The 26,345-nt window shown below is 60.1% G+C and carries 23 protein-coding genes, 1 tRNA gene and 1 pseudogene; 12 read left to right on the forward strand and 13 right to left on the reverse strand.

Features of this window, described 5'->3' with window-relative positions; translation table 11 throughout:
- Positions 1-45 precede the first annotated feature (45 nt).
- Together lepA and AC0VX3_RS24430 are read left to right on the forward strand one after the other, a co-directional pair.
- Positions 46-1,851: a translation elongation factor 4 gene (gene lepA / locus AC0VX3_RS24425; protein ID WP_475522685.1), complete on the forward strand. Its 1,806-nt coding sequence runs from the start codon at positions 46-48 to the stop codon at positions 1,849-1,851.
- A gap of 427 nt (positions 1,852-2,278) precedes the next feature.
- Positions 2,279-2,869: a PhnA domain-containing protein gene (locus AC0VX3_RS24430; RefSeq protein WP_475522686.1), complete on the forward strand. Its 591-nt coding sequence runs from the start codon at positions 2,279-2,281 to the stop codon at positions 2,867-2,869.
- 19 nt (positions 2,870-2,888) lie between these two features.
- Here the strand turns inward: AC0VX3_RS24430 and AC0VX3_RS24435 are convergent, their stop codons facing one another.
- The 3 genes from AC0VX3_RS24435 to AC0VX3_RS24445 form a co-directional block, all read right to left on the reverse strand.
- On the reverse strand, positions 2,889-3,488 hold the full coding sequence (locus AC0VX3_RS24435; RefSeq protein WP_475522687.1) for a short chain dehydrogenase: 600 nt from the start codon (positions 3,486-3,488) through the stop codon (positions 2,889-2,891).
- Entirely contained in the window at positions 3,485-3,847 is a 363-nt protein-coding gene (locus AC0VX3_RS24440; RefSeq protein WP_475522688.1) for a MerR family transcriptional regulator, read from the reverse strand. Before AC0VX3_RS24440 ends, AC0VX3_RS24435 begins: the two co-directional genes overlap by 4 nt.
- Before the next feature lie 206 nt (positions 3,848-4,053).
- On the reverse strand, positions 4,054-4,191 hold the full coding sequence (locus tag AC0VX3_RS24445) for a hypothetical protein (protein WP_342891326.1): 138 nt from the start codon (positions 4,189-4,191) through the stop codon (positions 4,054-4,056).
- 134 nt (positions 4,192-4,325) lie between these two features.
- Between AC0VX3_RS24445 and AC0VX3_RS24450 the strand changes: the two genes are divergently transcribed.
- Positions 4,326-5,258, forward strand: coding sequence for a LysR substrate-binding domain-containing protein (locus AC0VX3_RS24450; RefSeq protein WP_342891327.1), 933 nt, complete (start codon positions 4,326-4,328; stop codon positions 5,256-5,258).
- Here AC0VX3_RS24450 and AC0VX3_RS24455 read toward each other — a convergent pair.
- Complete coding sequence (locus AC0VX3_RS24455) at positions 5,250-6,203, reverse strand: YihY/virulence factor BrkB family protein (protein WP_475522689.1); 954 nt, start codon at positions 6,201-6,203, stop codon at positions 5,250-5,252. The two genes, AC0VX3_RS24450 and AC0VX3_RS24455, sit on opposite strands and share 9 nt — an antisense overlap.
- A 426-nt stretch (positions 6,204-6,629) precedes the next feature.
- On the opposite strand from AC0VX3_RS24455, the gene pheS reads away from it, so the two are divergent.
- From pheS to pheT, 3 genes are all read left to right on the forward strand, one after another.
- Positions 6,630-7,712: a phenylalanine--tRNA ligase subunit alpha gene (gene pheS, locus AC0VX3_RS24460; protein ID WP_475522690.1), complete on the forward strand. Its 1,083-nt coding sequence runs from the start codon at positions 6,630-6,632 to the stop codon at positions 7,710-7,712.
- Between the two features lie 24 nt (positions 7,713-7,736).
- On the forward strand, positions 7,737-8,390 hold the full coding sequence (locus AC0VX3_RS24465) for a phenylalanyl-tRNA synthetase subunit alpha (protein ID WP_342891330.1): 654 nt from the start codon (positions 7,737-7,739) through the stop codon (positions 8,388-8,390).
- A gap of 62 nt (positions 8,391-8,452) precedes the next feature.
- A complete protein-coding gene (pheT, locus tag AC0VX3_RS24470) occupies positions 8,453-10,870 on the forward strand; it encodes a phenylalanine--tRNA ligase subunit beta (RefSeq protein ID WP_475522691.1) in 2,418 nt (805 codons plus the stop codon).
- A 118-nt stretch (positions 10,871-10,988) separates the two neighbouring features.
- On the opposite strand, the gene AC0VX3_RS24475 is transcribed toward pheT, so the two are convergent.
- The gene (locus AC0VX3_RS24475; RefSeq protein WP_475522692.1) at positions 10,989-11,234 is read right to left on the reverse strand and encodes a hypothetical protein; all 246 of its coding nucleotides are present in this window, start codon (positions 11,232-11,234) and stop codon (positions 10,989-10,991) included.
- Positions 11,235-11,716: 482 nt separating this feature from the next.
- Entirely contained in the window at positions 11,717-12,037 is a 321-nt protein-coding gene (locus AC0VX3_RS24480; protein ID WP_475522693.1) for a hypothetical protein, read from the reverse strand.
- Positions 12,038-12,251: 214 nt separating this feature from the next.
- Between AC0VX3_RS24480 and AC0VX3_RS24485 the strand changes: the two genes are divergently transcribed.
- Positions 12,252-12,905 carry a nucleotidyltransferase family protein gene (locus AC0VX3_RS24485; RefSeq protein WP_475522694.1) on the forward strand — a complete coding sequence of 218 codons (654 nt, stop codon included), beginning with the start codon at positions 12,252-12,254 and terminating at the stop codon, positions 12,903-12,905.
- Between the two features lie 73 nt (positions 12,906-12,978).
- Here AC0VX3_RS24485 and pabB read toward each other — a convergent pair whose 3' ends face one another.
- From pabB to AC0VX3_RS24510, 5 genes are all read right to left on the reverse strand, one after another.
- Entirely contained in the window at positions 12,979-14,820 is a 1,842-nt protein-coding gene (gene pabB, locus AC0VX3_RS24490; RefSeq protein ID WP_475522695.1) for an aminodeoxychorismate synthase component I, read from the reverse strand.
- A gap of 216 nt (positions 14,821-15,036) precedes the next feature.
- On the reverse strand, positions 15,037-16,527 hold the full coding sequence (locus tag AC0VX3_RS24495; RefSeq protein WP_475522696.1) for a methyl-accepting chemotaxis protein: 1,491 nt from the start codon (positions 16,525-16,527) through the stop codon (positions 15,037-15,039).
- A gap of 643 nt (positions 16,528-17,170) precedes the next feature.
- Positions 17,171-18,157 (reverse strand): class 1 fructose-bisphosphatase, encoded by a 987-nt coding sequence (locus tag AC0VX3_RS24500; protein ID WP_475522697.1) that lies wholly within the window; start codon positions 18,155-18,157, stop codon positions 17,171-17,173.
- 35 nt (positions 18,158-18,192) lie between these two features.
- Positions 18,193-18,867: a peptide-methionine (S)-S-oxide reductase MsrA gene (gene msrA / locus AC0VX3_RS24505; protein ID WP_475525243.1), complete on the reverse strand. Its 675-nt coding sequence runs from the start codon at positions 18,865-18,867 to the stop codon at positions 18,193-18,195.
- Between the two features lie 175 nt (positions 18,868-19,042).
- A complete protein-coding gene (locus tag AC0VX3_RS24510) occupies positions 19,043-19,315 on the reverse strand; it encodes a hypothetical protein (RefSeq protein ID WP_475522698.1) in 273 nt (90 codons plus the stop codon).
- A 375-nt stretch (positions 19,316-19,690) separates the two neighbouring features.
- Here AC0VX3_RS24510 and AC0VX3_RS24515 point away from each other — a divergent pair.
- Positions 19,691-19,780: transfer RNA gene (locus AC0VX3_RS24515), tRNA-Ser, on the forward strand.
- Positions 19,781-20,035: 255 nt separating this feature from the next.
- Here AC0VX3_RS24515 and AC0VX3_RS24520 read toward each other — a convergent pair.
- Positions 20,036-20,330: pseudogene (locus tag AC0VX3_RS24520) on the reverse strand (transposase); the annotation flags it as partial.
- A 397-nt stretch (positions 20,331-20,727) separates the two neighbouring features.
- Here AC0VX3_RS24520 and AC0VX3_RS24525 point away from each other — a divergent pair.
- The 4 genes from AC0VX3_RS24525 to AC0VX3_RS24540 all read left to right on the forward strand — a co-directional run bounded on the left by AC0VX3_RS24525 (position 20,728) and on the right by AC0VX3_RS24540 (position 24,693).
- Positions 20,728-21,516: an ABC transporter permease gene (locus AC0VX3_RS24525; protein WP_342891340.1), complete on the forward strand. Its 789-nt coding sequence runs from the start codon at positions 20,728-20,730 to the stop codon at positions 21,514-21,516.
- The gene (locus tag AC0VX3_RS24530; RefSeq protein ID WP_475522699.1) at positions 21,513-22,172 is read left to right on the forward strand and encodes an ABC transporter ATP-binding protein; all 660 of its coding nucleotides are present in this window, start codon (positions 21,513-21,515) and stop codon (positions 22,170-22,172) included. The genes AC0VX3_RS24525 and AC0VX3_RS24530 overlap by 4 nt, the downstream gene beginning before the upstream one ends.
- A gap of 31 nt (positions 22,173-22,203) precedes the next feature.
- A complete protein-coding gene (locus tag AC0VX3_RS24535; protein WP_342891342.1) occupies positions 22,204-23,508 on the forward strand; it encodes a KpsE/RkpR family capsule polysaccharide export protein in 1,305 nt (434 codons plus the stop codon).
- Between the two features lie 87 nt (positions 23,509-23,595).
- Positions 23,596-24,693, forward strand: a complete 1,098-nt coding sequence (locus AC0VX3_RS24540; RefSeq protein ID WP_475522700.1) for a capsular polysaccharide export protein, LipB/KpsS family — start codon at positions 23,596-23,598, stop codon at positions 24,691-24,693.
- Between the two features lie 39 nt (positions 24,694-24,732).
- On the opposite strand, the gene AC0VX3_RS24545 is transcribed toward AC0VX3_RS24540, so the two are convergent.
- Positions 24,733-26,214, reverse strand: a complete 1,482-nt coding sequence (locus AC0VX3_RS24545; protein ID WP_475522701.1) for a hypothetical protein — start codon at positions 26,212-26,214, stop codon at positions 24,733-24,735.
- Positions 26,215-26,345 lie beyond the last annotated feature (131 nt).

Below are 26,345 nucleotides of genomic sequence, written 5' to 3' on the forward strand. Positions count from 1 at the left end.
GCAATTCACTGGTCGAAATCGAATTGCAATGGTAAAGGGGCGGCCATGACGACGCAGAGCCTTTCCAACATCCGAAATTTTTCCATCGTTGCCCATATCGATCACGGCAAGTCGACACTGGCCGACCGCCTGATCCAGATGACCGGCACGATGACAGATCGCGAAATGACTTCGCAGGTTCTCGATTCCATGGATATCGAGCGCGAACGCGGCATCACGATCAAGGCCCAGACAGTGCGGCTGATCTACACCGCCAAGGACGGCCAGCAATACACGCTAAACCTGATCGACACGCCGGGCCACGTGGATTTCGCCTATGAGGTCTCCCGCTCTCTTGCGGCCTGCGAAGGCTCGCTGCTGGTGGTCGACGCCTCACAAGGGGTGGAAGCCCAGACCCTGGCCAATGTCTACCAGGCCATCGAGAACGATCACGAGATCGTCACGGTGCTGAACAAGATCGACCTGCCGGCCGCCGAACCGGACCGGATCAAGGAACAGATCGAGGATGTCATCGGCATCGATGCCTCCGAGGCCTGCATGATCTCGGCGAAGACGGGCCTTGGCGTGGACGACGTGCTGGAAGCCATCGTGCAGAAGCTGCCGCCCCCCAAGGGCGATCCGGACGACACGCTGAAGGCGATGCTGGTCGACAGCTGGTACGACACCTATCTCGGCGTCATGGTTCTGGTGCGTGTCATCAACGGCTCGCTGAAGAAGGGCCAGAAGGTCAAGATGATGGGAACCGGCGCCGCCTATGACGTGGATCGCGTCGGCGTCATGACCCCGAAGTTCCTGCAGGTGGATGAATTGCATGCCGGCGAAATCGGCGTCATCACCGGCTCTATCAAGGAAGTGGCCGACACCCGCGTCGGTGACACCATCACGCTGGACAAGAAGCCCTGCGCCGAGGCCCTGCCGGGCTTCAAGCCGGCCCAGCCGGTGGTGTTCTGCGGACTGTTCCCGGTCGACGCCAACGATTTCGACGACCTGCGCGCCGCCATGGGCAAGCTGCGCCTGAACGACGCCAGTTTCTCCTTCGAGATGGAAACCTCCGCGGCCCTCGGATTCGGCTTTCGCTGCGGCTTCCTGGGCCTGCTGCATCTGGAGATCATCCAGGAACGGCTTTACCGCGAGTTCGACCTCGACCTGATCGCGACCGCGCCGTCGGTCGTCTACCAGATGACCTTGACGGACAGTACGGACATCGACCTGCACAATCCGGCCGACATGCCGGACGTGGTCAAGATCACCGAGATCCGCGAGCCGTGGATCCGGGCAACCATCATGACGCCGGACGATTATCTGGGCGGAATCCTGAAACTGTGCCAGGAGCGGCGCGGCATCCAGGTGGATCTCTCCTATGTCGGCTCGCGGGCCCTTGTGGCCTATGACCTGCCGCTCAACGAAGTCGTGTTCGACTTCTACGACCGGCTGAAGTCGATCTCCAAGGGCTACGCCTCCTTCGACTACCAGATTTCCGACTACCGGGCGGGTGACCTGGTCCGGATGTCAATCCTTGTCAACGACGAGCCGGTGGACGCGCTGTCCATGCTGGTGCACCGCAGCCAGGCGGAGCGCCGCGGCCGGGCCATGTGCGAGAAGCTGAAAGAGCTGATCCCCCGGCACATGTTCAAGATCCCGATCCAGGCCGCCATCGGCGGACGGGTGATCGCCCGCGAAACCATCTCGGCCCTGCGCAAGGACGTGACCGCCAAATGCTACGGCGGCGACGCCACACGCAAACGCAAGCTGCTGGAAAAGCAGAAGGCCGGCAAGAAGAAGATGCGCCAGTTCGGCAAGGTCGAAATCCCGCAGGAAGCCTTCATTCAGGCCCTGAAGATGGATGAGTGAGAAGCGGTTGGGCCTCGCCCGGCGAAAAGGTCCGGTGGACGTTTTCGAGCTTCGAACGCACGCGAGGGTAAGGTGCGCAGCACCGTCGAGCGGGCCAAGGCGGCCGAGCTTCGAACGCCCGTGAGGGCAAGGCGCGCAGCGCCGTCGATCGGGCTGATGCGGTCACGCTTTGCGTTATTGATTGAGCCGATGGATCAATCGAAGGGACGAACGCAGCCGTGCGTTGCCCGACGTGAAGGTCCGGCGGACCTTCACGACCGCCAGACACATGCGCCTGCCCGGCGCCCCTCGGCACCCGGCAGGAGGTGCCGTGGCAGCATCTCCGAGACCGCGACGTCGGCGCCCTGCCGGCTGGTCTCCACCAGATTACCTTGAACTTCACAGCCAGCCTGTGAAAAATGCGACTGACCACTTGAAGGAAATGACCATGGAGCAGACCCTCCGTGAACGCGCCGGCAATGCCTGCGAACTCTGCGGCGCCACCGAGGCACTGGCGGTGCTGGAAATCGGCCCGGATGCGGACGGCAGCGCGGACATGGCGATCCTCGCCTGCGCCGATTGCGCGGACCAGGTCTCCGGCGCCAAAGACATCGACCCGACCCGCTGGCATTGCCTGAACGAGACCGCCTGGAGCCAGGTGCCCCCCGTTCAGGTTGCTGCTTACCGGCTGCTTTCCAAAATGCCGGAGGAAAGCTGGGCCCGGGACCTGCTGGACATGTTGTACCTTGAGGACGATGTGCTCGCCTGGGCCAGGGCCGGTCTGACCGGCACCGCGCCTGACGAGGCCACCGACGGAGCCGCTGACGTGGTCCACAAGGACACGTATGGCGCCGTGCTGTCTTCAGGCGATACGGTGACGCTGATCAAGGACCTGAAGGTCAAGGGCGCCGGGTTCACGGCCAAGCGCGGCACGGCCGTGCGCAACATCGGCCTCGTTGCCGACAACCCCGCCCATATCGAAGGCCGGGTGAACGACCAGCGGATCGTCATCCTGACGGAGTTCGTCAAGAAGTCCTGAGCCGCAAAAGGCTCCAGGCTCAGTCCACCGGCAGCATCTGCCCCGTCGCGGCACCCTCGATGCATTTGGCGTAGGCGAGGCCGACACGGCGCGATGAGACCGGATCATGGCCGGGAAAGATGGCGCCGTATCTTTGCGCGGAAACCTCAAGCAGGCCGGGGCTGACCACGTTGATGCGCAGGCCGCGCGGCATGTCGATGGCCGCCGCCTTGACGAAACCGGCCAGCGCCCCGTTGGCGGTGGCGGAGCCCGAACCCACCCGGATCGGATCCCGGTCGAGAATGCCGCTCGTCAGCGTGAACGAACCGCCCTCGGCCAGCAGGTTCAGTCCGGCCAGCACCAGGTTGATCTGGGTGAGCACCTTGTTCTTCAGCCCGTAGAGGTATTTTTCTCCGGTCATGTCGGCCAGCCGGCCGAATTCGACTTCTCCCGCCGCACAGACCACCGCGTCCACCGTTCCGGCGGACCGGTACATCGCGTTGATGCTTGCCTCATCCGCCAGATCGACGCGGATGTCGCCGGAGGTGCGACCGGCGGTGATGATGTCATGACGCGGTGACAGTTCGGCGCAGACCGCCTGACCGATCGCGCCTGCGGCGCCGATGACGATGATCTTCATGATGTCCTTTCCTCGATCCTGTCATATGCGGCCAGCTTGTGGCCGAGCACCTCCTCGCATCTGTCGAGATCGACCCTGCGGTCCTGCAGGCGCTGTTCATGTTTCAAAAGCAGATCCCTGCGCTGCGGAACAGTTGCCGCGCCCTGCCGGTAGAGTGCCGCGAACCGCTGCATTTCCTTCAGGGGCATGCCGGTCTTGCGGAGCCAGTACAGCAAGGTGAGCCACTCGACGTTTTCCGGTGAAAAGCGGCGCAATCCGTCCGGGCTCCTCTCGATGGGAGGGACGATGCCCGTCTTTTCATAAAACCGGATGGTGTCGGCGCTCAGGCCGCTTTTTGTGGAGGCTTCCGATATCCGCATGGGTCCTTGCTCGTGTGTTGCGGTTCCGAACCTACCGGTCTGGAGTGGCTCCAAGTCAAGACCCTTAAACAGAAACGGCGCCGTGCCGTAGCCCGAACGCCGTTTTCTGATACCGGATAGGTCCAATCGGCCAGCCGGTGAAGTGGGGCCGATCAGAGAATTTTCAGGACCGGAGCTTGCACCGGTCCGACAGCAGGTCCGGGCCGTCAGCGCCGGCCGAGCGGCAGGTCGGCCAGTTCGCGCTGGCTCATGCGGACAATGGCCGGATGGGACAGCGGGTCGGTGCGGTCGTAGGCGGACGCCGGTCTGGCGGTCAGCTGGCGGCGCATAAACAATTTCATCATGATTTTCAGTTTCCTTATTATTGTTCTTTTCATTGCCAAATCCCTTTTTTTGAATTTAGCTATGCTCGAAATATAGAAGCAAAAACCCCTTATAAAAATCGACTTCTTCTGGATTTTGATTTAGATTTCCTATAATGAAAAGCCTCATCAACATCCACCTATCGGGTCTGCGCGCCGTAGAGGCCGTCGGCCGGCTCGGCTCGGTCAAGGCCGCCGCGGAAGAGCTTGGTGTCACCGTTGGCGCCGTCAGCCAGCAGGTTCAGAAGACGGAGGCGCAGCTCGGCGTTCAGCTTTTCGAACGACAGAACAGACTGCTGCTTCCCACCTCGCATATGCTGGCGATGCAACCGCATCTGACTTCCGCGATGACGTCACTGTCCACTGCGGTGGCGACCACGCAACGCGGCAGGGAAGATGCGCTGACGATCTCTGTCGCCCCGGTCTTCGCAGGCAAATGGCTCGTCTGGCACATAAAGAACTTCAGCAAGGCGCATCCCGGCATCCGGGTTCGGGTGGAGGCGACGGTCGATCTGGTCGATCCGGATACGTCGGACGTGGACCTTTGCATCCGCGTCGGACGCGGCCCCTATCCGGGCGTCAATGCGGAAAAACTGCTGAACCAACGGGTCTTCCCGGTGTGCAGTCCGGCACTTGCCGAAGGGATCAGGAAACCAGAGGACATCGGCAAGCTGCCAATCATCCACGATCCAGGGCAGATGTTTACCTGGAAGAGCTGGCTGGACCTGTTCGGGCTGGACGAGAGCATTTTGCAGTGCGGCCCGACCTTCTCCGACGGTTCCCTGTGTCTTGATGCAGCCATTGCCGGACAGGGTGTCTTCCTCGCCTGGGAAACACTCGCCGTCTACGCGGTGAATTCAGGCCAGGTGATTGCCCCTTTTCCCGAACGCGCTGCCACAGGCATGGCCTATTGGCTTATCAGTGGCCGGAACGCGCCGGAGACAAAAGCCAAGCGGGCGTTCGGCAATTGGCTGAAAGAAGAACTGCAGACCTCCATCGGACGGCCGAAGGGGGCGGATTCGGTCACGGACCAGGATCCACTAGTCTGAGGCAGTCAAGGATTTTCCAAGAACGTCGGCCTTGACCGCGCCCCTCTCGCCCATGGGCTTTTCGGGTCCCGTGGTGCTGTCCTTGCGCGTCTGGGCTTCCATTTCACCGTTCAGTTCCGCGCCGAGCAGAACGATATAGGCGGAGATCCACAGCCACATCAGCAGGATGATGACCCCGGCCAGGCTGCCGAACGTCTTGTTGTAACTGCCGAAATTAGCCGCATAGATCGAAAAGCCGATGGATGCCGCCAGCCAGAGCAAGGTCGCCGTCACGGCGCCGGGCGTAATCCATTTCCACCTGGCATCGGACCGGCACGGCCCGAAGCGATAGACGAGCGACAACCCCATGACGGTCAGCAGGCCCATGAGGATCCAGCGCACCGTCGATAAAACACCTGTGAGCCAGTCCGGCAGATAGAGAAAATTCAGGATGACGGGCAGCAGGAGCGCGGAGGCCAGTCCCAGCAGGAGTGCGAGCACGAGAATGACTGTCAACGCCAGCGTCAGCGCCTTGCGTTTGAAGAAACCCCGGGTTTCATGCTCGTCATAGGCGACGTTCAGCCCCTCGATCAGGCTCGACATGCCTCTTGAGGCCGAATAAAGGGCGAGCGAGAGACTGACGATGAAGGTGATGCCGAGGCCGGCATCCTGGGAACCGGCCACGCTTTCCGCCTGTTCAAGAATGATCTCGGACGCCCTTTGAGGAATGAAGGTTCTGATCGTTGCAAGCTGATTGTGGATTTCGGCTGGCTCCACCACCAGCCCGGAGATTGCCATCAGGGCAGCAAGCGCCGGAAAGATCGCCAGCAGCCCGTAAAAGGCGATGCCCGCCGCCACCAGACCGACGTGATCTTTCTGCACCGCGCGCCAGACACGGTAGATAATGTCACGCCATCCTGCCGCCGGGATCCCGGCCGGACTGTCTGCATTTCGGCCAATCGCCATCGGATCCTCTCGCGCAAGCAGGCGAAGCCATCCGCCGGAACGCTCCCTCTTGCGGGGGCACATATCACAGGCAAACGTCCGGTCCGGCGGGAAGTTCCGTGAAGTGCCTTTTTGCTTGCCATCGCCTGTCCGTTGAGTAGATTGATGCGCATGAGTGAGCGCACCGCACATATCCAACGTTCCGGACCCGCCGCCGGTTTGCGCGCAATTGCGGGCGTCGGCTTGCGCCTCATTGCGCCACAGGGCCCCGCCTGCGGACGATTTATGCGCTGACGCGCAAGAAATCCGGCGTTTTTCTCCTCAACGGTGTCTCACGCATTAATGCGATCCAGGCCGTGGCCATCGGTGCCATTATTCGCTAAAAGACCCCGACTTTCTGTTTCGACTTCAAGCGCGCGCCGCGCGCGAACCGGTAGCTGATTACGTATGTCCAATCTCGATACTCTCGAATCCGATCTCCTTGGCGCCATCGGGGGAGCGGAAACGGAAGCCGCCCTGGAAGACCTTCGTGTCCATGCCCTCGGCAAGAAGGGCAAGATCTCCGAGCAGATGAAAACGCTCGGCAAGATGACCCCGGAAGAGCGCCAGGTCATGGGGCCCGCACTGAACGGCCTGAAAGCCAGGATCACCGACGCCATTTCGGCACGCAAGGACGTTCTGGCCGAGACCGCGCTGGAAGCCCGTCTCGCCGGCGAAACCGTCGACGTCACGCTGCCGCTGCGTCCCGCGCCGTCCGAGACCGGCCGGATCCACCCGGTCAGCCAGGTGATCGACGAACTGACCGCGATCTTCGCCGACATGGGCTTTTCCATCGCCGAGGGGCCGGACATCGAGACCGATGAGCTGAACTTCACTGCCCTGAACTTTCCCGAAGGCCACCCGGCGCGTGAAATGCACGACACGTTCTTCTTCAATCCGAAGGAAGACGGCGAACGGCTGCTGTTGCGCACGCATACGTCGCCGGTGCAGATCCGCACCATGCGCGAGCAGGAACCGCCGATCCGCGTGATCATTCCGGGCCGAACCTACCGCTGCGACAGCGACCAGACCCACACGCCGATGTTCCATCAGGTGGAAGGTCTGGTGATCGACAAGGAAAGCCATTTCGGCCATCTGAAATGGGTCCTGAGAGAATTCTGCAAGGCTTTCTTCGAGGTCGACGACATCAAGATGCGGTTCCGCCCGAGCTTTTTTCCGTTCACCGAACCGTCCATGGAAGTCGACATCCAGTGCGAACGCTCCGGCGGCGAGGTCAAGATCGGCCAGGGCGACGACTGGCTGGAAATTCTCGGCTGCGGCATGGTGCACCCGAATGTCATCCGCAATTGCGGCCTCGACCCGGATGTCTATCAGGGCTTTGCCTGGGGCATGGGCATCGACCGCATCGCGATGCTGAAATACGGCATGCCCGACCTGCGCGCCTTCTTCGACGCGGACGTGCGCTGGATCCAGCACTACGGTTTCCGCCCCCTCGACCTGCCGACGCTGTTCGGCGGCCTCTCCAGCTAACCTTCAGGAACGGGGCGACAACCCATGACCTTGATGATCCGCATCTGTCTCTTCCTAATGCTGGCTGTTGCCGCCGGATTCCCGGCCGCCGCGCAAACGGCGGACCAGGCTGCGCGGGTGGCGACACCAACGTCCTTCCTGGAAGCCTGCGCCGAAAAGATCGAAAGCCGCGGCCGGCTTCGGTTCTGCGACACCTATTTCCGCGACAAGCTCGGGGTCGAAGCCGATGCCCTGCTCTATCTCCGGGACCGGATCACCCGACTGCGTGCCGGTCACGAGGCAAGCTCGGCGGAAAAATACGAGAGCTTCCTGCAGGCCATCTATATCGTCGCGTTCCTGACCATTGCCACCATCGTGCTGATCGCCAGCGACCGGCGCATCGGCGGCACCGCGAAATGGGCGGGCCTGACCAGCACCGCCGCCCTTCTGGTGATGGTGGTCATCGTCGCAATGGGCTGGCTCGGCAAGTACCGGGCGGAATATGCCGCCCAGTTCGAACTCGGCATTCTGCGTGACAGGATCGAAACGGAAGCCGCCCAGGCGATTGCGACCAAGCAGCAGATCACACCGGACATGGTGCGGCGATGGACGCAGGATTTTTCCGAAATCGGCCGCCGCTTCGCGGAGAACTACGGCGCCGCGACCACTCTGCCCGAGGTGGACCGGTTCAGCAACTGATCCGCCCGACAGCCCTTTCTCGCGGCATCATGCCGCAGCCTGAAATCTAAAGAGATCGACCGATGAAATTCACCCTTTCCTGGCTCAAGGAATACCTGGACACCGACGCCAGCCTGGAAGAGATCGTTGAACGTCTCACCATGATCGGCCTCGAGGTCGAGGAGGTCACCAACCAGGCCGACCGGCTGAAGCCGTTCCGTATCGCCCGGGTTCTGGAAGCCACCCAGCATCCCAATGCCGACCGCCTGCGCGTCCTGAAGGTCGACACCGGCAGCGGCGATCCGGTCCAGATCGTCTGCGGCGCGCCCAATGCCCGCACCGGCCTGGTCGGCGTGCTGGGCAATCCCGGCGACTACATTCCCGGGCTCGACATCACGCTTTCGGTCGGCAAGATCAGGGACGTGGAAAGCTTCGGCATGATGTGCTCGGAGCGCGAGCTGGAACTGTCCGAAGAGCATGACGGCATCATCGATCTGCCCGAAGACGCGCCGGTCGGCATGAGCTATGCGCAATGGGCGGGACTGGACGAGCCGGTGATCGAGATCGGCCTGACGCCCAACCGCCCCGACTGCACCGGGGTCTACGGCATCGCCCGCGATCTTGCCGCCGCAGGTCTCGGCAAGCTGAAGGAACGCAGCCACGAACAGGTTCGCGGCTGCTACCCCTGCCCGGTCAGCGTCAACCTCGACTTCGGCGACACAAAGCCCCTGTGCAAGGCCTTCGGCCTGCGCATGGTCAGGGGCGTCAAGAACGGCCCCTCGCCGAAATGGCTGCAGGACCGGCTGACCGCCATCGGTCTCAGACCGATCAATGCGCTTGTCGACATGACCAACTACATCACCTTCGACCAGGGCCGGCCGCTGCACGTCTTCGATGCGGACAAGGTTCATGGCGATCTGGTGGTCCGGCGCGCCGCAAAGGGCGAAAAGATCGAAGGTCTCAACAACAAGTCCTACGAGCTTGACGACACCATCTGCGTCATTACCGACGACAACGGCGTGGAGAGCCTCGGCGGCATTCTGGGGGGCGTTCCTTCGGGCTGCACGGAGGACACCGTCAACGTGCTGATCGAATCCGCGCTCTGGGACGAGGACGGCATTGCCGCCACCGGCCGCAAGCTCGGTGTCAACACCGACGCCCGCTACCGCTTCGAACGCGGCGTCGACCCGGATTACATGATGCCGGGCCTGGAATACGCGACGCGCATGGTGCTCGATCTCGTTGGCGGCGAGCCCTCGGAACCCATCCAGGCCGGTGAAATCCCGGACAACAGCCTCATCATCGAGTTCCCGTATTCGGAAATCAAACGCCTGTCCGGTGTCAACGTCATTCCGGCCGAAGCCAACGTGACGCTGAAGTCGCTCGGGTTCTGGGTCTCGGGCGCGGGTGAAACGGTCAAGGTCGCCGTGCCGAGCTGGCGCCCTGACATCGAGGGCAAGGCGGACCTGGTGGAAGAGGTCGTGCGCATCATCGGTCTGGAGCGGGTGCCGTTCACGCCGCTGCCGCCCACCGGCACCGTCGGCCAGAAGGTCCTGACCACCGGACAGATCCGTCGCGGCAGGGCGCGGCGTGCGCTCGCCGCTCGCGGTTTCAACGAAGCCGTGACCTGGTCCTTCATTTCCCGGGACCAGGCGGAACTGTTCGGCGGCGGCAGTGCCGCCCTGGCGCTGGCCAACCCGATTTCCGGCGAGATGTCCGACATGCGCCCGAGCCTGCTGCCGGGCCTGCTGGCGGCTGCCCAACGCAATGCAGACCGCGGCATCGGCGATGTCGCCCTGTTCGAGATCGGCCAGGTGTTTGAAGACGATACCCCTCAGGGACAGAAAACGGTTGCAACGGGCATCCGCCGGGGCACCGCGAAGCTCCAGGGGGCTGGCCGGCACTGGTCCGGCACGTCGGGAAAAGTCGATGTGTTCGATGCCAAGGCCGACGCCGAGGCCGCCCTGGCCGCCGCCGGAGCGCCGGTGGACAAGCTGCAGGTCCATACCGACGCCCCGGACACGTTTCACCCCGGCCGCTCCGGCTGCCTGAAACTGGGGCCGAAGAACATCCTCGCCGTGTTCGGAGAAATTCATCCGCGCACCTTGCAGAAGCTGGATATCGAAGGCCCGATCGTAGGGTTCGAGATCTTTCTCGACGCACTGCCGCAGCCACGGGGCAAGGGCGGCCGGTCCAAGGGTGCGCTCAAGGCCAGCGACCTGATGCCGGTGCGCCGCGACTTCGCTTTCCTGGTCGGCAAGGACGTTGCCGCGGAAAAGCTCTTGAAGGCCGCGCGCGGCGCTGACAAGACGCTGATCGGCGATGTCACGCTGTTCGATGTCTACGAGGGTCAAGGCGTGCCGGACGGTCAGAAATCCATTGCCATCGACGTCGTCCTGCAGCCAAGAGACAAGACACTGACGGACGAGGAAATCGATGCCGTCGCGAAAAAGATCATCGCCAATGTCGAAAAAGCGACAGGCGGCGCCCTGCGCGGCTAGGCCATTCTGCGGCAGAATTGACGCGGCCGGGCGAAGACCCGCACGGCCGCGTCACGCGCACCTGATCGGGCTTTCCGCGAGGGCCAGTTATCTTCGAGGGCTGGAATGACGCCGCCAGTCAGCGCCGGTTGCGATCGCGCTCCACGCAGACCTGAACCGAACATCTGGGGGTGTCCAGCGTCGGCACATATGTCGTGCGCACGGACTCGTTCGCATAGCACTTGTTGCGGTTGGTCACATAGCGGTCGAACTTGTAGGGCCCCGACTTCAGATTGATTGCGCCGAATTTGGCGACCAGTTCCTGCGTTTGCGAACAGGTCAGTTTCGTCGTGTCCGGCTGCCGCCGTGTTTGCGCGTCCGCCATTTGCACAGACGTCACAACGAGGCCCGGAATCAGGCAGGCCCGCAGGGTACAAAATGCCATTGAAAGTTGTTTTTTTGTATTCTTCCCGCTCATCGCAAGGCCTTTCCTGATTTTTCAGGCGAATTCATGTAAAAAAATGTCGATCGATTCCAGATCCGTGCAATCCCAAACTCATATTTGGGAAGTGTCCTTGAATTGCAACAGATCATTGCATTGGCAGGCGTCGGAAAATTCGGGAATTGACTGAAAATCGTAGAAAACAGGGGACGGGTGATCGCATGGCTCCGTGCGCGCGCGACGAGACATCACGCGGGTCAGCCATCAGGTGATCGCCTGCAGTCGAGTCGTCCAGTGCCCCCATGTTGCCCTGTCGCACCCCCGTGGTCGCACAAGGCGCCACGGAGACAGCCATCGGTCCGGACATTGGCGGCACGCGCAGAGACCGGCTCCAAGGCCTGCATCATGCGCACCGGATCCGTCGATCAGTCGTTGAAGATGAACGGCCGGCTTGGATCACACCGCCGGACAAAACACTTGTTGTTGTCCTTTGTGGGAATGAAGTCCCGCCTTAGAAATTCGCCGTGCTGGCAATAACTGAAATTGGCCACATAACGATCGAACGTGTACTGGCCGGTGCTCATCACCACAGCTCCGCGCTGGGTGATCATGGCCTGGACCTGCGAACAGGTCATGGTTGTCGAATTCGGCCGCCCGGACTGGGCTTCAGAAGCCTGTATGCCCGCCAGGGCCGCCCCACCACCCGTAAGGGCGACAATCGCCAGTCTGCTCAGCAAGCTTTTCATCTCGTTATCCCTTTGAACCTCGTCCTCAATCAGATGGCCTTGACCGGTGCCGTGTCAAGGCGCCCGGGGTGCGGCCCGATGGCACGCAGACAGGCCGCCGCGGCATTTTCGTCCCGGCGCCCCCTGTTCGAAATCACTCCTGCCGGCAAAATGATGCGCTGTGCCGCACACCGGAATCAGCTAGCCTGCATGGATACAACAAGAGGACCTCTTCATGAACGGTGGAACCGATCTGCCGGCCGCCGCGGTCAGCCGGTTCGCCGACCCCTACGCGGCCAGCGAAGATGAACGCCTCGCCGGACTGGCGCGGATCCTCGGGTCGGTACCGCATGTCATGCGCATGCTGGGCGCTGTTCGCGATCTGAACCTGCCCGACGCCTGGCTGGTCTCCGGAGGCATCTACCAGACGGCCTGGAACGTGCTGACGAACCGTCCGCTCCTGCACGGCATCAAGGACTTCGACATCATATATTTCGACGGCACGGATCTGTCCTACGAGGCCGAGGACGTTGTGATCGGACAGGTCAATGCCGCTTTGCCGGAGATCGCGGACCTTCTGGAAGTCCGCAACCAGGCACGGGTCCACCTGTGGTACGCGCAGCGCTTCGGCCGGCCCTACCGGCCGCTGGATTGTTCCATGGACGCCCTGACCACCTATGCGGCCCGCACGCATGCGGTCGCGGCGTGCCTCGACGCAGAGGACCGCCTCCGCCTTCATGCGCCCTTCGGCCTCGCCAATCTCTTCGCCATGCGCCTCGTGCCCAATCACGTGCAGCCGAACGAGCAGACTTATGTCGAAAAGGCGGAGCGGATGAAGGCCCTGTGGCCGGAGCTGGAAGTGGTTCCGTGGACAACTCCTGCCTCGTGACACCCGCAACCTGCGACCGGATGTTCGGATTTTCCGGTTGCGGGCATCTGTTCCAGCCGCGGGTTCGAAGGGGTCATTTTCCAGGCGCCTGCAGATGGCCGCGCACAAGGCCGCGCACCGAGTTGCCGACGAATATCCCGTCCGCGGCTTCCAGGTCCGCGCGTGTCAGATCAGCCTCGGCCGCAAGGCCCCGTTCGAGAAGCCCGGCCCGCAGGGTGCCCGGCAGGAGGCCATGTTTCAGGGCGGGCGTCAGCAGGCGGCCGTTCCTGTTCACAAACAGTGTCGTGTAACTGCCCTCGGTCAGGAACCCGTTCTCGTTCTCAAACAGAACTTCCTGGCAGTTGGTCTCGGCCTGATAGCGCTGCCTCGTTTCGTCGTAAAAGGCCCGGTTTGTGGTCTTGTGATAGAGAAACCTGTCGCCCGATCGGGTTGTCTCATCGGCCAGAACCAGCCTGAAGACCGCGGCTCCGTCAGCCGGGACCAGCGCTGTCGCCGAAATGGCACGCCTTCCATCGGCGCTCAGCAGCAACCGGACGCGCTTCGGGCCCCGGAAAGCGGCGGCTGCCCGTGTCAGCTCGGCCCGGATGTCTTGCCCGTCGAAAGCGAAGCCGAAATAGGCGGCGGAGTCTTCCAGCCGCCGCAAGTGGCGCTCCAGCAGCAGGTATCCGGCCTCCGGATCGAAGGCCAGTGTCTCCAGGAGATCGAAATCCGGCACCGGGTCGGTCAGAAACTTCAGCTTCAGCAGGCATTCGTCATATTCGGGCGCTGCGCCGCTGTCGAAGACAACACCGGACCCGCTGCCGGCCGCGCCGGTCCCGTCCCGGTGCAGCACCAGCGTCCTGATCGCGACATTCAGCCGGAAATCGCCATCGGGCTCCAGACAGCCGATCGACCCCGTATAGACACCGCGCGGTCCGCTTTCCAGGTCATGGGCAATCTGCATGGCGCGCAGCTTGGGCGCACCGGTTATGGATCCGCAGGGAAAGAGGTTGGCGAAGCCGATGGATGCTGGAACGTCCGCCTCCACCGTGGACGTCATCTGATGCAGGCTCCGGTAGCGCTCGACCTCGCACAGCCTGGTCACTCTCACGGATCCGGTTTCGGCGATACGCGACAGGTCATTGCGCATCAGATCGACGATCATCGTGTTTTCCGCGCGCTGTTTGGGGTCTGCGGCCAGCCCACGCGAGATGGCCGCGTCCTCGGACACAAACCGGCCCCGCGGCGCCGTTCCCTTCATCGGTCTCGTTGTCAGCCGTGTCCCCCGCCGTTCCAGAAACAGCTCCGGAGACAGGGACAGGATCGTGCGATCCTGCATGCGCAGGAACGCCGCATACTCGACCGGCTGCCGGACCAGCAGGTCCAGAAACAGGCGCTCCGGCGCGCCGTCATGGGCGAACCCGGCGCGCATGGTCAGATTGACCTGATAGCTGTCGCCGGCGGCCAGATGATTGCGGACCCGGCCGAAGGCGGCCTCATAGGTGCTCCGGTCCATGTCGAAGCGCGGCGCGCCGATGGCCGCCGCCTCTCCGGTGGCCGATGCCTCGAGCAGGGCGCGTGCCTCATCGAGACCGAGCCGGTCGGGTTGGTCGTAAACACCGAACCAGAGCAGCGGCTCACCTGTTGCCCTGAACCGGTGGTGCAGCTTCGTCTCGAAGGCGAACCCAAGCTCGTAGGCCAGGTATCCGGCAGCATGACGCCCGGCGGCCTGAGCGGCCTCCAGGCGGGCCAGGGCGGGCTTCACCTCGTCAAGGCGCGTGCAGGAGACGATCTCGCGCGGCGCCTGGAACAGCAGTGCGGATTGCTGCCGGACAACATCCAGAAGCAGGATGGACCCAGGCTGAAACGCGCTCTCGGACATCAGGTTGACCCGGTTTGGAATGGCAGTCGGGTGCCAGGTCCACGCAATCGGCATGCCGTGGGCCCGCAGGGAGCGGCTCGTCGCATCCGCAGGGCGTCAAGTCAAGCCGAGGCGGCCTTCCGGGAACCGGACCACAAAAAAGACCGGCCGTTGTCCGGCCGGTCTTTGCATTGGGCTCGCCGGGCATTGGGCTCGCCGGGCATTGGGCTCGCCGGGCATTGGGCTCGCCGGGCATTGGGCTCGCCGGGCATTGGGCTCGCCGGAAAAGCGTCAGGCTGCCGCCACATCCTTCAGGAAGGCGTCAATGGCCTGGCGCATGTCCGTCGTTTCCTGCTCCAGGGTTTCGGCCGATTCGGCCATGCCTCCGACCGACTTGTTGGTCCGTTCCACCGATTCGCGCACACCGCCGATGTTGGCCGCCACCCGGCCAGTGCCGTTGGCGGCTTCGGCGACATTGCGCGAGATTTCCTGGGTGGCCGATCCCTGTTCGCCAACCGCCGCGGCGATGGCGGCCGTGTAGCTGTTGACCTCGTCCATGGTGGCGGCGATTGCGCCGATCGATTCCACCGCGTCCTTGGTCTCCCCCTGAATGGCGGAAATCTGTGCGCCGATTTCCTCGGTTGCCTTGGAGGTCTGGGTCGCCAGTTCCTTGACTTCCGCGGCCACGACCGCGAAGCCCTTGCCGGCTTCACCCGCCCGGGCGGCCTCGATGGTCGCGTTCAATGCCAGCAGGTTGGTCTGCTCGGCGATGGCCTGAATGAGTGTGACCACTTCACCGATCCTGTTCGCGGCTTCCGCAAGCCCGGCGACCTTCTGGTTGCTGGTCTGCGCGTTTTCCGTCGCCCTGTCGACAACGACCGTTGTCTGCTCGACCTGGCGTGAAATCTCGGCGATGGATGAAGACAGCTCTTCGGCGGCGGAAGCCACCATCTGGACGTTGGAAGACGCCGTTTCCGATGCATCGGACACCGATGCGGCCTGGCCCGATGTGTCCTGGGCAACCGATCCCAGTTCCTCGGCGGCGCGGCGCATTTCCTGCACTTTCAAGCCGACCCCGTTGAGCTTGGCCGAGATTTCGTCCTGGAAAGCACCGATCCGCTCATTGACGACCGCCTGCTTGTTGCGTTCCTGCGCGTCCTGCTCGGCGGTGAGCTCCTGGAACTTCAGGGCTTCCTGGCGTGCGGCTTCCGCTTCGTGACGGGCCTGGTCCGAGGATTCGAAGGCATTCGCGAGGTTGCCGGTCATCCACCAGAGGGCCCCGACCTCGGCGACAATAACGACCGCGTGAAGGACGACACGGGCAAAATCCGAGCCACCGGGAAACACCGCCCAGGGCAAGGCGAAATTGAGAACCAGGTGGTGGACGGCAACCACGGCCGCGTATCCCAGAAGGGCGCGCCAGTCGACCCAGGCCGCCAGGATCGCAAGCACGGCGAAGAAATACATATGGCCGTCGAGCTGGTAGGAGGGCTGCCCCGCCGGCGTTGCCAGCGCGGCCACGAAGAGGGCGACGAGCCCGGCCAGAGACATGGAGGTCGCCAGTCTGGTTTCCAGCCCCGCGCCGAATTTCAACCAGCTTCCGGTCGCCGCCACACCGAGCAGCAAGGCCCCGCCGCAGACTGCGACCAGCGACACATGGCCGACCAGGAGGGCCGTCGCCATGACCAGGAAAACATTGAACCAGATAAAGTAGATCACGATCCTGGCGAATCTCTCGCGGAGCAAGTCGAGACCGGAAACCTCAGCCGTTTCTTCATTCATAGTGTACTCTCCAATGATCCGCCGCTTAAGGCCGCGCAGGCGCTCGCTACTGCCGTGGACGCCACAAAACCTGCGCCCGCCCGATACAGCCGGGCAATAAAATCCTGATCCGTGGGTTCAGTCACCGCCACCCAGGACGCGTTTCCGACATGAACGATCCTGCCATCCGCCCTTGCAATGACTTCCAGAGGCGACCCGCCCCAGGGACTTGCAAAAACCGCAACGGGGCCGTCGCCGGCGGGTATCACCGATGCGAGCGAGACCAGAACGCTGCAGGCGGCGAAATAAACCACGGCGAAAATCTTTGCCGAGCGGGACACAGTATCCATCCTCTGATGCAGATGCGCGTAGTCTGCAAGATTGCACCTCATCTTTAAAAAACCCTGAAGTTTTAGCGGTTACTTGTTGAAAGAGACCTGTGCGAGCGTAAAAATCCCAGTGAAAAATCTGCCATGCAGAACTTGCGTGCCCAAAAGGAAGCGCGACCGCGAAAGCACCTCTCCGCAGACGCTGCATTCAGATGGTCAGGCAAGTGACAGCATGCCCCGGCATTGCAAGGCAACCGGACCGGGATCATCCGGAGCGGAATCATCCGGAGCGGGGCGAAAGCAGCATGAGCAGACCCGGCCAGGAGGGTGCGAGCCTATGACAGCTCGGCGAGATAGGTGGCAATCAGTCCGACATTTTCAGACGACCCGAAAATCAGGGGCACGTTCTCATGAAGGCTGCCGGGCATCCGGTCGAGGATCGGCCGGATGCCATCCGTCGCCTGGCCGCCGCCCTGTTCAATCAGAAACGCGATCGGCACGGCCTCGTAAATCAAGCGCAGGCGTCCGCTTTCGAAACCCGGACGCCGGTCACCGGGATAAAAGAACAGCCCGCCCTGAAGCAAAATCCGGTGGAATTCGCCCACGGCGGCGGCCAGCCAGCGCATGTTGAAATTTTCGCCGAGCGGCCCCTCGGAACCGGCAAGGACATCCTCGGAGAACCGCCTTATCCCGGAGGGCCAGTGGCGCATGTTCGACGCGTTGAAGGCCAGTGTGCGGGCCTTTTCCGGAACCCGGTGGTTTTCAAGCCACATGCGGTATTCCCCCGCCGAGCGGTCGAACACGGCCAGGTGCAGGCCGTCGCCAAGACTGAAGCCAAGATCGACGGAATGGCCGAACGAGACATAGCCGGCCGCGATCACGTTCCGGCCGGTTCGAAGAAAGCCCTCTTCCGATGCCGGGAGTATCGAAAACAGCGTCCCGAGCGGGGCTCCGGTGCCGATGCTGCCCGATCCGTCAATCGGATCAATGGCCACGTCCAGGGAACCTTCCGGGTTCAGCGTCAACACATCTTCCGCCTCTTCCGACAGAAGCAGCCTGACACCGGCCGAGCGCAGTCCCTCGACGACGTGAAGGTGCGCTGCCACGTCGAGCGCCTTTTGCCGGTCACCGCTCTCGTTGGTGCCCACAACGGCCCCGGGATCCCCCGGAAGGCTTCCCAGCGCCAGTCGCTCCGCAATGGACGCCGTGCAGTCGGCAAGGGCCATGATCACCGCGGCGGCAGCGCCGTTCCCGGGCTGCCTGTCGAGGAATGTTCTCAACGTCTCGGCGTTGCTGTCCCTGTCGTCGGGCAATCTCAGCACGTTTGCTTGTCTCCCGGCCTGCGGCCGTGTGCCGGTCAGGCTTCCTGCCCAAGGACCGTGGAGCCCGTGGGGCACGTGACACCGGTGCCGCCGATGCCGCAGTAGCCCGACGGGTTCCTGGCCAGATACTGCTGGTGGTAATCTTCCGCGAAGTAGAAGGTGTCGAGCTGGCGGATTTCCGTTGTGATCGACGCCGAGACCCCGGCCTGCCGGAGCGCGTCCTGATAAGTCTCCGCGGAGCGTTCGGCGACGGCAAGGTCGTCGGCCGAGCCGACATAGATCGCGGACCGGTACTGTGTGCCGGTATCGTTGCCCTGGCGCATGCCCTGGGTAGGGTCGTGGTTCTCCCAGAACACTTTCAGCAGCGCGGCGAAGGTGGTCACCTGCGGATCATAAACCACCAGAACCGCTTCCGTGTGACCGGTTCGTCCGGTGCAGGTCTCATGATAGGTCGGATTGGGCGTATGACCGCCCGCATAGCCGACCGCGGTGACATGAACGCCCGGCAACTGCCAGAAGATCCGTTCCGCACCCCAGAAGCACCCCAGGGCGAACAGAACCGTCTTCATCGTGTCCGGATACGGACCTTCCAACGCACGCCCGTTGACGAAATGCGCCTCCGACGGACGGATCGCGGTGGCGCGCCCCGGCAACGCCTCGTCCTTCCCCGGCAGAGAGAATTTCTTTGACAACATGGTCATGAACGACATGTGGACCTCCAAGCTGGGCATCGCCAGCGTCCCGTGGGTGGACAAGCGACCGGCGCGGCCTGATTTCAAGGTCCAATGTGGCGCAGCCGTGCACGCATTCCAAGTGCCGTGTCGTGCGGATGTGCAAGGCGGGCATCGGGAACGGCGCCCGCCCGTCAGGCGCATGCAGGTCCGGTCAGGCGAATTGCGCACGCTGGCGGCGCCGCTTGGACCCGAGCCACAGCAGGCCCAGCCCCAGCGGGGCAAGCACCGCCCAGACAGGCCAGGTCAGCACGGTCTGGATGGCCGGGTCCCAAAGCGCGGGATGGATGTGGCGCTGAACAACCGCCTGCGCCAGGTTGAGAGTTTCGGGCGACAGATCGAACCAGACGTTGCCGAGCGGAGCCAGCCGGATCTGCGAAAGCGCGATGGAAGTACTCGCATCGGAGATTCCGGCAATAATCGCCACTGCAAGGAGCCCGTATCCCAGCAAACGGAATAAAAATTTCACAACACTGATCATCGCTTCGGTTCAAGTCCTCTAGACATAAAACACGGAAAGATCCGGCACCAGACAGCCATAATATGATGGCTTCTTAATATTGAGCCTACCTTAGGGTAATAGTGCTTTTTATATGCACAAGATTTGATCTACAACACAATCCTGTGAGTTATGCACCCGTCAGGCTTCATTTCGAAAACGAATGAATCGGGCGCCGGTTCCAACCCGGATCGCACCGAATTCCACAGCCGGCGCGGCGCCCCCAAAAAAAATTCTGCAAGTGCTTGCGCTTGGCCAAGTCCTGAGTATATTGCGCCAACTCCAGCGGATGACGCTTGGAACGGACAGGTGGCCGAGTGGCTTAAGGCGCACGCTTGGAAAGCGTGTGAGCGTGCAAGCGTTCCGAGGGTTCGAATCCCTCTCTGTCCGCCATTTTCCCTTTTCATTCCCTTGTCGTTTATTGAATATTAAGTAGCTCAGCGAGTTATCCCTTAACACACCCCCTAAATTCGATGATTATATGTAGTAGGAATATCAGTCTATAGGTACGGCACTGACAGTGTTACTGCCCACGCAAAATGATAGCCACATTAGCCACTTGTGCTTCGAATAATTAGCTAATTGAACCGCAGCGGTCGAGCTCCGTCCCATTGCCCGGCAGGTGATTGCAACGCAATCACCGAGAGGAGGGGCGAAAAATGCAAACGCCTTGCGCAAGATCTCGTTCGCCTGACGAAGCTCACGGGTCCAACTCAAGAGCCTTCATCTTCTTGACCATCTCCGTCGGAATGCCGGCCCGGGCACCCCTATCAACCTCGGACCTCTTGACCCATTCGTTCAGTGTGTGCGCCGAGCAGCCGATCTTGGCTGATATCGAAACGATCGCCCGCCAGCGAGATCCGTGCTGGCTCTCATTATACAGCACAAGGCGAACCGCTCGTTCGCGTACTTCAGGGGAAAACTGGTTCGTCGTTTTGCTCATGGTGCTCCATCCTACTCAGGAGTTGGAGCCTCCGGCAAACCCGGTGCGGTTCAGAGAGCTACGGGATTGCACATGACCGAAACGCCAAAACTTTCTGTCGGGACACTGGCTTTCGCCAACCATCTGCTACTGGTATTTGTCTGAGCCTTGGGATCAAAACCCTTAGCTCCCAACGTTGATCTGCGCAGCGATGCGGCCATGAGACCCAGTTTCAGACGATTGCATAACGGGCCCGGATCAATTATTGATGGCCCACCAAAATCACAGGATGGGACCGACGTTTTTCTGACCGCATGGAGAGCGAGCTAAAAGGCTCAAAATTGCCAGAATGGTCATTCATACTGACGAACAACGACGTTGAAACCCGCGATCCGAATGACTGTAAAAAATAGCTTTTATGTATTCAAAACCGTTTAACGACAGCTTGAAACAGCAGTTTGCGATCATCTCCGCATTGATCATTCGCGAGATGACCACCCGCTATGGCAACAAATTCGGCGGCTACATGTGGGCCGTCCTTGACCCGGTGCTGTTCATTGCGATCTTGACGGTCGTGTTCTCCGCGGTGGCACATATTCCACCGCTCGGCCGAAGCTTCATGCTGTTTTTCGCAACCGGCTACGCTTCGTTCTACATCTACCGGTCGACAGCGGATCAGGTTGCCAACGCAGTCGAAGCCAATCGCGCCCTACTCAACTATCCCGTTGTGCGACCGTATGACGCCATCATCTCGCGCGTGCTGCTACAGGCAGCAACGCTGTTCGTGGTCAACCTCATGCTCTTCGGGGCCATGTCATTTTTTGTCGAGATCGGACCAATCCGGATGGGACCGATTCTTGCCGCCAGCGCCATTGGGATCACGCTTGGAGCAGGCGTCGGAATTTCCAACATCGTCTGGTTCCATTTCAATAGCACGTATCAGCATATCTGGGGCGTCATCAACCGACCCGCTTTTATGGTGTCGGGGGTCTTCTTCCTTCCGGAATCGATTCCCCTGCCCTATCGTGATGTATTGATGTGGAACCCTCTCGTGCACCTTGTCGGGCTGTTCCGTATGGGTTTCTACCCGACCTATCGAGCATCCTATGTCAACTTGCCCTACGTGATAGGTTTGGCCATTTTTTCCGTCGTGTTTGGTCTGTTTCTGGTCTGGCTGTTCGATGCCCGCCTGAGGGAGCCCAAATGATCCGTCTCGAGAACATGACCAAGGCTTTCAAGCACAAGGGCGAGTTCCGCTACATTGCCAAGGACGTATCGTTCACGATTCCAAGAGGCGAAAGCATTGGTCTGCTCGGCCGAAATGGTGCCGGCAAGTCAACACTGTTGAAGCTGATCTCCGGCACCATCAAACCCACATCCGGCCGGATCATCCGAAGATCAAACGTTTCTTTCCCACTAGGTTTTCAGGGCAGTTTCAATCCCAGTCTGACCGGTGAACAGAATGTGCGATTTGTCGCACGCATCTATGGTCACGACACGGAAGACCTTGTTTGGTATGTTCAGGATTTCGCCGAGCTTGGCAAAGCCTATCAAATGCCTGTAAAAACCTATTCTTCCGGCATGAAGGCACGCCTTGCCTTTGGTGTCAGCATGGGTATCAGTTTCGATTATTATCTCGTGGACGAGATCACCGCCGTGGGCGACAAGAATTTTCAACAGAAATGCAAGAGCGTTTTTAAAGAAAAATTGCAGACGTTGGACATTATCATGGTGTCCCACGCGTCTGGTGCTTTGAAGGACTACTGTACGACCGGTGTCGTACTTGAGGATGGACAGTTAACGTATTTTGCGAATATTGATGATGCAATTCGGATGCACGACGAGAATATGGCACGCCGCTAGCAGTCAGCAGAATTAAAGGTAAGGTGACTAAATGTCGGGATCAGTAAAGCCGACCAAAGCTGACAATGTGGCAGACGCAGACAGCTCCATTGTACAGGTGCCGGAAAAGAGCGGTAACGTGGTTGCTCCCAAAGAGCTCTCGATCGTCGATCGGCTGAAGAAGTCCGGGCTCGACCCGCACAAGCTGCTCGACCTGACGCTACCGGGGAACTCAGGCAAGGCGTCGACAAAAACGCGGCACCGGCTGATCGCCCTTGGCTTCGCATTCATTGTTGCGCTGCCCTCGCTGGCTTTCACCTTCTACATGTTCTTTATCGCCAGTGACCAATACCACAGCGTGACGGCTTTCGCGCTGCGCAGTGCAAACCAGACACCGGCGACCGAAATTCTGGGGATGGTGCTCGATTCCGGTGGTGAGTCGACAGCCTCCAACAGCTACATCGTTCACGACTACCTCCAGAGCCAGGCCGTCGTTCAGGACCTGCCCGAGGAAGTGAACCTGGAGGAAATCTACAATCGCGATAGCGCCGACTGGCTGTTTAGAATGGGAAGCGACCTGTCGATTGAGGAAAAGGTCAGCTACTGGAACAGCAAGGTTGACGTGGATTACGATTCCACTTCGGGTGTGATCTACATTGAAACGCGCAGCTTCGACGCACAGGATTCCCTGCTCTTGGCACGAACGATCTTGGGCCGGTCGGAGACTCTCGTGAACCAGCTCTCGCTGGAAAACCGAAAGCAATCCGTCAAATATGCCGCTGAAGGCGTTGCCCGGGCTGAGGCCCGGCTGAAAGCTATCCGGAAGCAGATGATCGCCTACCGGGAGGCGACGCAGGAAGTCAATCCGGAAAGCAACGCCGAACTGGCCATGGAAATGATTGCGCGGCTTGACCAGGACGTCGTCGTCAAAGAAGCGGAACGGGCCACATTGAGTGACCATCTGGATTCAGATTCGCCAAAAATTCGACTGCTCACTGGCGAAATCAACGCCTTGAGGGAACAGATCACTAAGGAACGCCAAAGGCTCGGTGGCGGTAGCGCGGTAGACGGTTCAGGCAGGAATTCAATCTCTTACCGGATCGCAGACTATTCTGATCTGGCGCTTGAGGAAGAGTTTGCACAAAAACTTTACACAACAGCGCTGGCTGGTCTCGAATCAGCGCGCCAGGATGCCGACAGCAAACACCTTTATCTCGCAACTTTCATTGAGCCGACACTTTCCGAAGCGCCTCAATATCCGAATCGGGCCATCCATTCCCTCAGCTTCTTTCTCTTGCTGCTGGGTATTTGGATCGTCGGCGTCCTGATGTATTACAATATCCGCGACAGAACGTGACCCGTTGACGCAGACAATGATATCCGGGGCGGCAGTGTTCCGGTTCTGCCCTTGCCTGTCAACGACCACCGAACGAGCACAGCTGCCATGTTGTTGAAACTTGCCGAACGAGCAGTGTCGCTGTCCGAAGATCTGATTTCGAGCAAAATAGACCGCAGGCTCGCCAAGTCGATCCGATCGGGCAACAAGGCGCTTTTCTTCGGATTTACCGGGTGGAAGCGTGCCTTTTACAGATCGGTCTTTACCGACAAGGACATCCAGTTCATCGGCGAAGAGCATTATGGCGGCTTACAGATAATCGAGGCCGCGTTTGACTGTATACGAAACCAAGACATCTATGTGTGGTCCTACAAGGACCCCTATTGGCTCTCGGCTTTGAGCGGAACGAACAATTGCCGCATCTGCAGGGTAGAAGACGGCTTCCTGAGATCGGTTGGCCTGGGAGCTCAGAGGATCAAACCTCTTTCTATCATCATCGAGCGCGAGACCGACCTCTATTTTCACAAGTCCCGTACCAGCACATTGCACAAGTTGCTGCGTTCGCTCGATCCGGACCGGAAGAAGCAGTTTCAGGAGCGGGGTGCAAAGCTCAAGGAACTGATCCTTGAGCAGAACCTGTCCAAGTACAATTTCAAGTCCACAGGTGACGTGTTTCAGGTTGCCGACGACAGCGTTTTGGTGCTTGGTCAGGTCGAGCGGGACGAATCGATCCGCCGAGGTCCCGACCCCTATGTGACCTGCGAGCAACTGGTCGAGCTTGCAATCCGGGAAAACCCCGGGAAAACCATCTATTTCAAGCCGCATCCTGAAGTTCACCGCGGCATTGCTGAACCCTACAGCGCACCGTTCCGGCGCTTTCCCAAGCTCCATGAGTTTCCGCAAAGCGTGAACATGTTCTCTTATGCCGATGCCTTCAAACGCATCTACACAATCTCGTCGCTTGCAGGGTTCGAAATGCTATTGCGCGGTGCGCCCGTGACCACGCTGGGCGGGCCGTGGTATGCAGGCTGGGGACTTACGGATGACCGCAACGTCGACAAGGAACAAGTAGAAGGCCTTTCTCCCGAAAGCCTGCTTTGGGCTGCCTATGGCGAATACCCGATCTATTTCACAAGCGCGATCGAGACCACGGATGTATTCAACGTGATCGACATCCTGAACCAACAACTGACAGAAGCAATCTGAGGCGCGGCGCCGCGTGCGCCTGCCTGCAGACAGACCCACTTAGCTATCGCTGGTGCTTTCCCATTCAACGAAGGTCGATGCATTCATCGGGTTCAACCCTGCATGGTTTTTCAAGATCCTGGCGATCCGAAGCTTGCCTTCTTGCTCAAGATTGCGCAGCGTCGGAACGAGGTTCTTGTTGTAGTCTTTGTAATACGACCACCAAGCCGAGTTGTAAGACACTTGATGTTTCGCATATCTGCGCAAAAAGCGTGTTGATGGCCCATTAAACGGTTTGACCGGACTGGTGGTCATATTGAATTTGATTTCATCAAAAAATGCCCTGTCTCCGTTCTCGCGTGCCTGCAGCAATTCCGAAATCAGCTGCCAGCCGACCGGCTCATTGTGAACACAGTAGGTTTTCCTGGGCCACTCCAACATCTTGGCAAAGAGTTCCGTGGGCAGAACCGGAATCTGCTCGATCGAGTGATTGGTTAGAAAAAGAACCTTTTTGTTTTCCAGGTCGGGAATGAAGCTGAAGTCGGGCTCATAATAGTTGAAGGGAACGCTAGAGAACCGCATGTCCGGCTGCACCTGATGGATCAGGTCGGCGGCTTCGCGGCCCTCTGGCGTGAACTCTGCGCCAAAAAATTCAACTGACGGCCTGAATTCCGGTTCGATTGAGTTGAAACACTTGAACAGATTGTCACCCGAACCCGAACCGAGTTCGACTATGACATCAACCAAACGCTCCTCCACCAAGCGCTTGGCGGCAAAAGCGACATCCAGAACCGAATGAGCGTAATAGCTCTCGTCGAATGCGCTTATGCGAAAATCGGATTTCACCTGCTGATAAGCCAGATCTCGCTCCAGAAAGTCCTGACGCAGGAAATCACCGATCGCCGGATCATTCAACAATCCAAAATTCGACTTTTTCTTCAGGGCTTTCAATTTCAGCAGGGACTGAGAGTTCATCCCATCCAGAGCGACCAGGCGACGGATGTTCCGGTGCTCCGTTTCCCAGGTCTTCTTGTATTCGCGCAGAACCTGTTCAGTTGTACGCGGAGCCTTCTTCTGTACGTTGATGACACCAATATGGTGACCAGCGACTGAGAACGTGCCTTTCAGTGGCTCAACTGCTGATGCGTCGGCAAGAATTTCTTCCCGGATCGTAGAGATAGCCTCATCATTGGCCTGGGCGTATTCGTCGCTTCGAAAGATCTCTCGCAGCCGGTTTCTCTTGCCGGTGTGAAAGAGAAATTGAACAACCAAGCGCTTGACCCTGACATCTTCGTCACCATAGCGATCAAGATAGCCTGCAAGACGGTGCGATAGCGCCGACATGGCCCGTCGCTTCCAGAGAAAGTTGAGGGTTCGAAACGCGCCTTCCTGAACGCTGTCAAGGAACGCTATATATTTCCCTTCCACGCAATCAATCATGACATCGTCGACAACGGCGATTTCCAGCGTTTCCAGTTCTTTCAGATTTTCAATTGCCTCAATCGCGTCAAGAGTAAACGCCGACTTAAGTTCTCTGTTCATTTTGGTCCCGCAGTCCGGATTCGATCTGTCAAATCGGCTTTTTGCTATGAGTATCGTGAGGCTATGTCACTAATCCAACACGGCGGAGATTCCAATCTGAAAAGAACTTTCTTATGATTTGAATTTGTGCA

The sequence above is a fragment of the Roseibium sp. QJM3NY_11 genome (genome assembly GCF_056173175.1).

Coding starts and splice junctions, on each gene's coding strand:
- lepA (WP_475522685.1), top strand. CDS start 46: ATGACGACGCAGAGCCTTTCCAACATCCGAAATTTTTCCATCGTTGCC.
- AC0VX3_RS24430 (WP_475522686.1), top strand. CDS start 2,279: ATGGAGCAGACCCTCCGTGAACGCGCCGGCAATGCCTGCGAACTCTGC.
- AC0VX3_RS24435 (WP_475522687.1), bottom strand. CDS start 3,488: ATGAAGATCATCGTCATCGGCGCCGCAGGCGCGATCGGTCAGGCGGTC.
- AC0VX3_RS24440 (WP_475522688.1), bottom strand. CDS start 3,847: ATGCGGATATCGGAAGCCTCCACAAAAAGCGGCCTGAGCGCCGACACC.
- AC0VX3_RS24445 (WP_342891326.1), bottom strand. CDS start 4,191: ATGATGAAATTGTTTATGCGCCGCCAGCTGACCGCCAGACCGGCGTCC.
- AC0VX3_RS24450 (WP_342891327.1), top strand. CDS start 4,326: ATGAAAAGCCTCATCAACATCCACCTATCGGGTCTGCGCGCCGTAGAG.
- AC0VX3_RS24455 (WP_475522689.1), bottom strand. CDS start 6,203: ATGGCGATTGGCCGAAATGCAGACAGTCCGGCCGGGATCCCGGCGGCA.
- pheS (WP_475522690.1), top strand. CDS start 6,630: ATGTCCAATCTCGATACTCTCGAATCCGATCTCCTTGGCGCCATCGGG.
- AC0VX3_RS24465 (WP_342891330.1), top strand. CDS start 7,737: ATGACCTTGATGATCCGCATCTGTCTCTTCCTAATGCTGGCTGTTGCC.
- pheT (WP_475522691.1), top strand. CDS start 8,453: ATGAAATTCACCCTTTCCTGGCTCAAGGAATACCTGGACACCGACGCC.
- AC0VX3_RS24475 (WP_475522692.1), bottom strand. CDS start 11,234: ATGGCGGACGCGCAAACACGGCGGCAGCCGGACACGACGAAACTGACC.
- AC0VX3_RS24480 (WP_475522693.1), bottom strand. CDS start 12,037: ATGAAAAGCTTGCTGAGCAGACTGGCGATTGTCGCCCTTACGGGTGGT.
- AC0VX3_RS24485 (WP_475522694.1), top strand. CDS start 12,252: ATGAACGGTGGAACCGATCTGCCGGCCGCCGCGGTCAGCCGGTTCGCC.
- pabB (WP_475522695.1), bottom strand. CDS start 14,820: ATGCCGATTGCGTGGACCTGGCACCCGACTGCCATTCCAAACCGGGTC.
- AC0VX3_RS24495 (WP_475522696.1), bottom strand. CDS start 16,527: ATGAATGAAGAAACGGCTGAGGTTTCCGGTCTCGACTTGCTCCGCGAG.
- msrA (WP_475525243.1), bottom strand. CDS start 18,867: ATGTCGTTCATGACCATGTTGTCAAAGAAATTCTCTCTGCCGGGGAAG.
- AC0VX3_RS24525 (WP_342891340.1), top strand. CDS start 20,728: ATGTATTCAAAACCGTTTAACGACAGCTTGAAACAGCAGTTTGCGATC.
- AC0VX3_RS24530 (WP_475522699.1), top strand. CDS start 21,513: ATGATCCGTCTCGAGAACATGACCAAGGCTTTCAAGCACAAGGGCGAG.
- AC0VX3_RS24535 (WP_342891342.1), top strand. CDS start 22,204: ATGTCGGGATCAGTAAAGCCGACCAAAGCTGACAATGTGGCAGACGCA.
- AC0VX3_RS24540 (WP_475522700.1), top strand. CDS start 23,596: ATGTTGTTGAAACTTGCCGAACGAGCAGTGTCGCTGTCCGAAGATCTG.
- AC0VX3_RS24545 (WP_475522701.1), bottom strand. CDS start 26,214: ATGAACAGAGAACTTAAGTCGGCGTTTACTCTTGACGCGATTGAGGCA.